Annotated in this window: 7 protein-coding genes and 1 pseudogene; 3 read left to right on the top strand and 5 right to left on the bottom strand. The window is 65.7% G+C overall.

Annotated features, from left to right (window positions below; all coding sequences use genetic code 11):
- Together KAY22_RS21795 and KAY22_RS21790 are read left to right on the top strand one after the other, a co-directional pair.
- Positions 1 to 494 (top strand): annotated as a pseudogene (locus KAY22_RS21795) (acetyl-CoA C-acyltransferase); the annotation flags it as partial.
- A gap of 151 nt (positions 495 to 645) precedes the next feature.
- Positions 646 to 1,293 carry a YoaK family protein gene (locus tag KAY22_RS21790; RefSeq protein ID WP_296625310.1) on the top strand — a complete coding sequence of 216 codons (648 nt, stop codon included), beginning with the start codon at positions 646 to 648 and terminating at the stop codon, positions 1,291 to 1,293.
- Between the two features lie 59 nt (positions 1,294 to 1,352).
- On the opposite strand, the gene KAY22_RS21785 is transcribed toward KAY22_RS21790, so the two are convergent.
- Positions 1,353 to 2,603, bottom strand: coding sequence for a DUF2254 domain-containing protein (locus tag KAY22_RS21785; RefSeq protein WP_296625309.1), 1,251 nt, complete (start codon positions 2,601 to 2,603; stop codon positions 1,353 to 1,355).
- A 227-nt stretch (positions 2,604 to 2,830) separates the two neighbouring features.
- Here KAY22_RS21785 and KAY22_RS21780 point away from each other — a divergent pair, with 227 nt between their 5' ends.
- Entirely contained in the window at positions 2,831 to 3,076 is a 246-nt protein-coding gene (locus KAY22_RS21780; protein WP_296625308.1) for a hypothetical protein, read from the top strand.
- 227 nt (positions 3,077 to 3,303) lie between these two features.
- Here the strand turns inward: KAY22_RS21780 and KAY22_RS21775 are convergent, their stop codons facing one another.
- The 4 genes from KAY22_RS21775 to KAY22_RS21760 all read right to left on the bottom strand — a co-directional run.
- The gene (locus KAY22_RS21775) at positions 3,304 to 4,728 is read right to left on the bottom strand and encodes an FAD-binding oxidoreductase (RefSeq protein WP_296625307.1); all 1,425 of its coding nucleotides are present in this window, start codon (positions 4,726 to 4,728) and stop codon (positions 3,304 to 3,306) included.
- A 1-nt stretch (position 4,729) separates the two neighbouring features.
- Entirely contained in the window at positions 4,730 to 5,890 is a 1,161-nt protein-coding gene (locus tag KAY22_RS21770) for an aminotransferase class V-fold PLP-dependent enzyme (RefSeq protein WP_296625306.1), read from the bottom strand.
- On the bottom strand, positions 5,887 to 7,185 hold the full coding sequence (locus KAY22_RS21765; protein WP_296625305.1) for an aspartate aminotransferase family protein: 1,299 nt from the start codon (positions 7,183 to 7,185) through the stop codon (positions 5,887 to 5,889). The genes KAY22_RS21770 and KAY22_RS21765 overlap by 4 nt, the downstream gene beginning before the upstream one ends.
- A 20-nt stretch (positions 7,186 to 7,205) precedes the next feature.
- On the bottom strand, positions 7,206 to 7,534 hold a 329-nt coding region (locus KAY22_RS21760), incomplete at its 5' end, for a gamma-glutamyltransferase (RefSeq protein ID WP_296625304.1).

Below are 7,534 nucleotides of genomic sequence, written 5' to 3'. Positions count from 1 at the left end.
TGGCCGCGCTGAAGACCGTGCGCGAAGGCCAGTACGTCACCGCCGGCAATGCCAGCCAGTTGTCGGACGGCGCCGCCGTCGTGGTGATGATGTCGGCGGACGAGGCGCGTACCCGCGGGCTGGCCCCGCTCGGCACCTTTCGCGGCCTGGCCGCGGCGGGTTGCGAACCCGACGAGATGGGGATCGGCCCGGTCTTTGCGGTGCCCCGCCTGCTGCAGCGTTTCGGCCTGACCGTCGCCGACATCGACCTGTGGGAACTGAACGAGGCCTTCGCCAGCCAGGCGATCCATTGCCGCGACCGGCTGGGCATTCCGGCGGACCGCCTGAACGTCAATGGCGGCGCCATCGCCATGGGCCACCCCTTCGGCATGAGCGGCGCGCGCATGGTCGGCCATGCCGTGCTGGAAGGCCGGCGGCGCGGCGCGCGGCGGGCCGTGGTCACCATGTGCGTGGCCGGCGGGCTCGGCTGCGCGGGGCTGATCGAAATCCACTGAGGCGCGCGGGGCGGCTCCGCCGGCTGGCACGGCGAATGGCCGTCGCCCGCGGCATGGCGCCGCTGCATACCACCCAACGCCCAATAGGGGTTCTTCCCGTCGGTTTCCTGCACTTATGCTGACCGCCGGTATCGTTGGGAAGATTGGAACAGTGACCCGTCATCGTCGCCGCGAACGCGTGCTTGCCGCCTGCCTTGCCATGCTTGCCGGTTACATCGATGCCCTGGGCTTTCTCAAGCTCGGGGGTTTCTTTGTGTCTTTCATGAGCGGCAATTCAACCCGCCTGGGCGTCGGCCTGTCGACCGGCTGGGCCGCGGCGTCCCTGCCGGCGCTTCTCATCGGGCTGTTCGTCACCGGCGTGGTCGCCGGCTCGCTGGTCGGGCGGGCGGCGGTCACATCGGCTCGGCGCCGGCCGGCCGTGCTGGGCTTCGTCACGCTGCTGCTCGCTGGCGCGGCAATCCTTGAAGAAGCAGGACTTGGTTTTGGCGCAGTTGCCGCAATGACCTTGGCCATGGGAGCCGAGAATGCATTATTCGAGCGTGACGGCGAGGTCAGTATCGGCCTGACCTACATGACCGGTACCCTGGTCAAGCTCGGCCAGCGGATCACCGACGCCCTGCTCGGCGGCAATCGCTGGTCCTGGATCTGGTACCTGCTGCTGTGGTCGGGGCTGGTGGCCGGCGCGCTGACCGGCGCGGCGGTGTATGAGCGGATGGGCCTGGGCGGCCTGTGGATCGCGGCGCCGGTCGCCGCGCTGTTCACCGTTGCCGCCGGGATGATCGGCGACGAACGACGTTAGATCCCGGCAGCGCTGCGTGGAGAAGGGAGCCGAGGGCGTGCAGCGGGCATCGTCGGCGCTTATTGAACAGCGCGTCGATCGAAATCCAGACATAGATGGCCCGCGCTTTCGCGGCCGATGTCGTCGATCAGCTTGATGAGTTGCGGACTCTCCGCCGGTCCTTGCGCGCGTTGCAGCTTCTTCATGGTGTCGAGCAGATGCCGCACGACGTCTGCGTCCGCCAAGCCATAACGGGCGACCGCGGCGAAAGCAGGACAGGCCAATTCATCGAGCGAGATAACCGAGGTAACGACGCGCAGTCGCCGCTCTGTGTCAAAGCGCAGGGACGAGGGAACGTCGCGTCGGGCCAGGCGGCCGAATGCTTCGCCGAGACGGTCGATGCAATAAAGGGCGGTGGTCGGATCATTGATCCCGGGGGACAGCGCCCGTTGGGCGATCTCGACAATGCGGCGGATCGAAAACTCCAGATCCTGGTCTGGCGTACGCTCGTGACCGAGGATGAAAGTTGCCTTCAACATGTCGGCAACGTCGTCCGAAACGCGATCGACGGCATGGACCCTGAAGACGGCATCCTGGTCCGCAACAAAGCGGCCCGGGCGCGCTTCGACACGGATGATCAGATCGTGCTCGGTCGCGATCCGCATCAGCGCCTCGACGTCGACGCGCTGCATATAGCCACTCGATCCAGCCATGATCGGGCGAAAATCCGACTCCGGAACATCAGGGACGTCGAAGTCGGATTGCTGGTCATGGGGCGGGTCCTGACCAAGACGCTCTGGATAGAGGTGGTCGATGGTCGCGTGGGTTTCGACCGCCAGCGCCTCGAGTAGCGATTCGATCCGAATGGCCGTGGCCACATGATGGATGAAATAGATCAGGACCGCGATGCTTGAGAGTGCCAGCAGGACGCCGGCGGCCACCGAAAGATGGGGAACGAAGCTTGACTCCTCGGTGCCCCGGACCGTGCGGAGCACGAGCAGGCAGTAGACGAAAGTCGAGATGAATATGCCGAGTACGACCTGGTTGCCGCGATCGCGCATGAAGTTGCGCAAAAGCCGGGGACCAAACTGGGACGAGGCGAGTTGAAGGGTGAGCATCGTGATCGAGAAGGTGAGGCCCGCCACGGTGATCATCGAGCTGGCGATGGCCGACAGCAGCGCCCGCGCGCCCCCCGGGCCGAAGGAGTAGAGCCAGCCCACCTCGGTGACCCATTCCGTGCTTGCCATCGTGTCGAGCTGGATGAGGCCGAACGAGAGGGCGATGGCGACCCCGGCCATGCCGGACGGAAGGAACCAGAAACTGGTGCGCAACCTGTCCCAGTAGCCATGGAGCCTGGCGGCAGAAAGGAAAGACGGTATGGGTGCCTCCTGCCTTAAGACTGCGTGCTTGCCGGACATTACGGCCATTGCGGCCCAACTACAGCGACCCGAACAATGCGGGCGTTGCGGCATGCAAGCATAACGTACATGCCGCGCACTTCGTTCAATCTTCAAGGCATAGCCCGCCTTTCCTCAAGCGATCACGGACGATACCCGCCATGCTATCGGCTTTCGACCTTATCGCGGTTCTGCTCGTCCTGACGGCCGCGTTCGGCTGGATCAACCATCGCATCGTCCGTTTGCCGCACACCATCGGGCTTCTCGTCATGGGGCTTGGAGCGTCGCTGGTTCTGATCGGGGTCGAGCTCGCGTTTCCTTCCGTGCTGCTCTACGAAGACCTGGCGGGCATTATCAGGCAGATCGACTTTCAGGCCACCGTCCTCAACGGCATGCTGGTGACCTGAGCCCTTAAACCTCTCCCAGAAATTGTTAGAGTCGGTCAATCGAGGAGGGCCCGCCGCGGCGCGGTCAGACGCCGCCGCCGGGTGACGCCGGCTCGCCCCTTCGGCGGGATCGCTGCAACTCGCGCCGCCACCACCTCCGAGCAGACGGTCAGCGACAGGGCGACCATCACCTACTGTATTCCCGACGCATCTAGACGGCCATCTGTCACGATCAAAAGCAGTTGCGCCTACTGACGGAACCCCGGTAGCACCCGACCGGGGTTCATCAGATCCAGCGGGTCCACCAGCGCTTTAATTCCCCGCATCAAGGCCAACTCGACGGGGGACTTGTAGCGCCGCATTTCGTCTAATCTCAACCTCCCAATGCCGTGTTCGGCGCTGAATGTGCCGCCCAACTCGACGGCAAGGTCGTGGATCGCCTCGGCGATGGTCGCGACGAGTGCGGGCCCGTCAACCACTTGCGCCCAATTCTCCCGCGCGAACATCGCTATGTAGTGCAGGTTGCCGTCCCCGAGATGAGCAATGACCAAGGGGCTTGCCTGGGAATGCAGCGATGTTACCCGGTTCCCGGCGCGCTCCACGAAATCCGGGATGCGGGCCAGCGGCACGGCCACGTCGTGGGTCAGGCCCATGCCGGCGCGGCGGTTGGCCTCGGCTGCGTGATGGCGCAGATGCCACATCGCCCGGCGCTGACGTTCGCTGGTGGCGATCGCCGCGTCACTGATCGTGCCATCGGCCAGTCCCGCCGCCAGAACATCCGATAGCCGCTCGGCCAGAACAGCCTCGTCGGCCTGGGCCGACAGCTCGATAAGGACGTACCAGTCGCCGGTTGTCGCCAGCGGATCCTGGGCACCGGCGATATGCTGCAGCACCAGCGCGTACTGCCTGCCTGACAGGAGTTCGAGCGCCGTGACTTCGCCGGCGAAGGCCACCTGGATGTCGCGGGCGACCGCCACCGCCGTCCCGATTGCCCCGATCGCCAGCATCGCCGTGAGGCAGTGGCGGGGCCGAGGAAACAGCTTCAGCGTGGCGGCGGTGATGATGCCCAGCGTGCCCTCCGACCCGATGAACAGCCCCTTCAGGTCGTAGCCGGTATTGTTCTTGCGCAGCGCCTGCAGGCCGTTCCAGATCTCCCCGCTGGGCAGCACGACCTCCAGCCCCAGCACGAGATCGCGCATGTTGCCGTAGCGCAGCACACCAGTGCCGCCGGCATTGGTCGCGATATTGCCCCCGATCTGGCACGATCCTTCAGCCCCGAGGCTGAGGGGGAACAGGCGCCCCACGCCGGCGGCGGCCTCCTGGACATCCTGCAAGATGCAACCGGCCTGAACCGTGATCGCATTGTCTGTGGCATCGATCGCAAGTACCGCGTTCATCCGCGACAGGTTCAGCACAATGGCTTGATCGCCCGCGGCCGGCGGCACCGAGCCGCCGCACAAGCTGGTATTCCCACCCTGAGGGAAAATCCTGACGCCGTGGGCGGCGCAGAGACGGATACAGGCGGCGACCGCCTCGGTGCTGGAGGGCAGCACCACAGCCAGCGCCTCGCCGCGATACCGCTGGCGGAAATCCATGAGATGCCCGGCCTTGTCGGCATCGGCCGACAGGACGGTCACCCCGGGCAGACCGGCCAGCGCGTCGGCGAAATCCATGCTAGCTCCAGGTCAACGGCGAGGTAGCGGCCTGGCGGAAGGCCGACAACGCGCCAAACAGGTTGCTCGCCTGCAGTTGGGGCGGGCTCATCAGCCCGACCCGAAAAGATTTGCCCGCGAAGTCGCCGATGTTGCCGATGACGAAGATGCCGTAGCTGTCGAGCAGCATCTTGCGGAACCGGGCATCGACGACCCGGTCGGGATAGCGGACCGCCATCACCGTGTCCGAGTAGAAGTCGCGCTGCATCGCGACCGCGCTGTCGTCGATCAGGAAACGAAAGCCGGCCTCGCGCATCTGCGCCATGAACCGGTCGGCGATGTCGCGATGAATGGCCCACCAGCGTTCGATCGAGATGGCGTCGATCTCGCGCAGCGCGGCCCGCAAAGCCAGGACCAGCGTTGTCGGCTGGGTGAAGGGCGGCACGTCGGGGCGCTCGACCGAGTGGGTCCACCAGGCGCGGAAGTCGAAATAGCTGCCCATGGTCGAATCCGGCCGCAGCCGTTCCCAGGCCTTGGGAGAGGCGGTGACGATGGCCAGGCCGGGGATCGAGGCCAGGCATTTATGCGAGCCGGTCGTCTGGATATCGATACCCCAGGCATCGGTCTCGACCGGCATCGCCCCGGCCGAGCAGGCGGTGTCGACGAAGTAGAGCGCGTCGGTGGCAGCGACCAAACGGCCGATTTCGGAGATCGGATTGACCAGCCCGGAGTTGGTTTCGACATGGACGACCGCGACCATGTCGAACGACTGCCTGCGCAGGGTTTCGGCCACGCGGTTCACATCGACCGGCTCCAACGGGCCGTGCACCAGGCGCTCGACCTTGGCGCCGTAGCGTTCGGCCCAGGCGGCGATCAGTTCGCCCCAATAGCCGTTCTGGATACTGAGCACCGACATGCCCGGCCGGATCCAGTTGCCGAGCGCCAGATCGATGCCGGTGCGAATCGAGCCGTGCATCATCAGGACGCGGTGCCGGGTGCGCAGGGTGCGGCCGAGGATCTCGCTGGTCTCGTCGTGCAGCGCCCAGAAAGCGTCGCTATGCGGGGTCAGCAGGTCGGCCAGCTGGGCATCGAGCACGCTCCGCGACACTTCGACCGGGCCGGTCGACATGTTGAGGACGCGGCCCGGCGCCACCGGCCATGCGGCGTCGAGATCGCCGCTCATCGTGCGGTGACCTCGCGGTAGGCCCAACCGATCGCCTCGACCAACTCGTCGACGTGGTCCGTCGTATGCACCGTGCTGACATAGGTCTTGGAGAAATTCTTGTAGATGCCGTTAGCATAGAGGCGGCGATGGATCTCGTCGGCCAGGGCGACGTTCGCGCGGCGCACGGCGGCATGGTCATGCACCGGCTCGTCGGTGAAGTAGAAATGGAAGATGCCGCCGTCCCCGGTGATCTGAGCCGCGACGCCGAGATCGCGGAACAGCCGGCCCAACCGGTCGCGCCCGTGGGCGCCCAGCGCCGCGATATGATCAATCCCGCCTTCATTGACCAGGATATCGAGCGTGGTATGGGCGCATTCGATGCCGATCGGGTGGCCGTTGAACGTGCCGCAATGGAAGGAATAGCGGTCCGCCGGGCTGTCAGGGTCGAGATGCGCCATCAGCGCCCGACGGCCGACGATAGCCGAGATCGGCACGCCGCCGGCCAATGCCTTGCCCAACGCCGTCAGGTCGGGGGTGACCCCGTACTTTTCCTGTGCCCCGCCGGCGGCGAGGCGGAAGCCGGACACCACCTCGTCGAAGATCAGCACCGTCCCCCATTTGTCGCATTCCTCGCGCAGGGTCTCGAGGAAACCGGGCAGCGGCTTCAGCGTGCGTTGCATCGGCTCGCAGATTACCGCTGCGAATTCATTGGGATGGGCCGCCATCACCTCGCGGAAATAGGCGATATCGTTGAACGGCAGGACCATCAGATCCTCGCGCACGCCGCTTTGCACTCCCGCGCTGATACCATAGGGTTCGGGCACCTGGGTCGGCGACATCTCCATCGACCAGACGGCGAGGTCGTGGTGGCCGTGCCAGGCGCCGTCGAACTTGATGAACTTGCGCCGGCCGGTCACCGCACGCGCCAGACGCAGCGAATGGAACGTCGCTTCGGACCCGCTGGAGGCATAGCGCACCATCTCGGCGCTGGGTACATATTGCACCAGGCGCTCCGCCAGGCTGACCGCGCGGTCGGCCAAGCCGAAATACTGCGTCCCCCGGCCGGCCTGGTCGACGATGGTCTGCGTCAACCGGGGGTGGGCGTGCCCCAGGATCAGTGGGCCGGCACCGAGCATGAAATCGAGATAGCGGCGGCCGTCGATATCGTAGACATAGGGGCCTTCGCCGCGCTCGATCAGGAATTCGAGCCCCTTGGGCGGCAGCAGCGAATTGGTCGACCCACCGGGGATCAGATCCTTCGCCTGCTGGACACGCGCCTGCTGATGGGCGCTGATCTTCTGGAAATTGTTCATCGTCCTGGTTTTCCTGTGGCTCAGGCGCGGTCGTGGCCGATCGCCATCGTGGCCTGGTAGGGATTGACGCCGCCGGTGACGATGCCCTGGGCATCCCGGGCCAGCACGCTGGGATTGCCGAACTCGAAGGTCGACAGGCCTTCCGAGCGAACCTCGATGTCGTGGCCGCGCCGGCGCAGCTCGGCGACCGTCTCGGCGCTGAACCTGCCGTCGAGGATCACCTTGGTGCCCTCGAAGTCGATGCGCGGGAACGAGACGGCTTCCTGCGCCGACATGCCGTGATCCAGCATGAAACAGGCGATCTGCAACACCGAGGGCATGATCTTCACCCCGCCGGACGAGCCGATGG

The sequence above is a fragment of the Rhizorhabdus sp. genome (assembly GCF_018006725.1).
Lineage (GTDB): Bacteria > Pseudomonadota > Alphaproteobacteria > Sphingomonadales > Sphingomonadaceae > Rhizorhabdus.
Note: the sequence above shows the minus strand (reverse complement) of the source record. Positions and strands in the feature narration are given on the sequence as shown.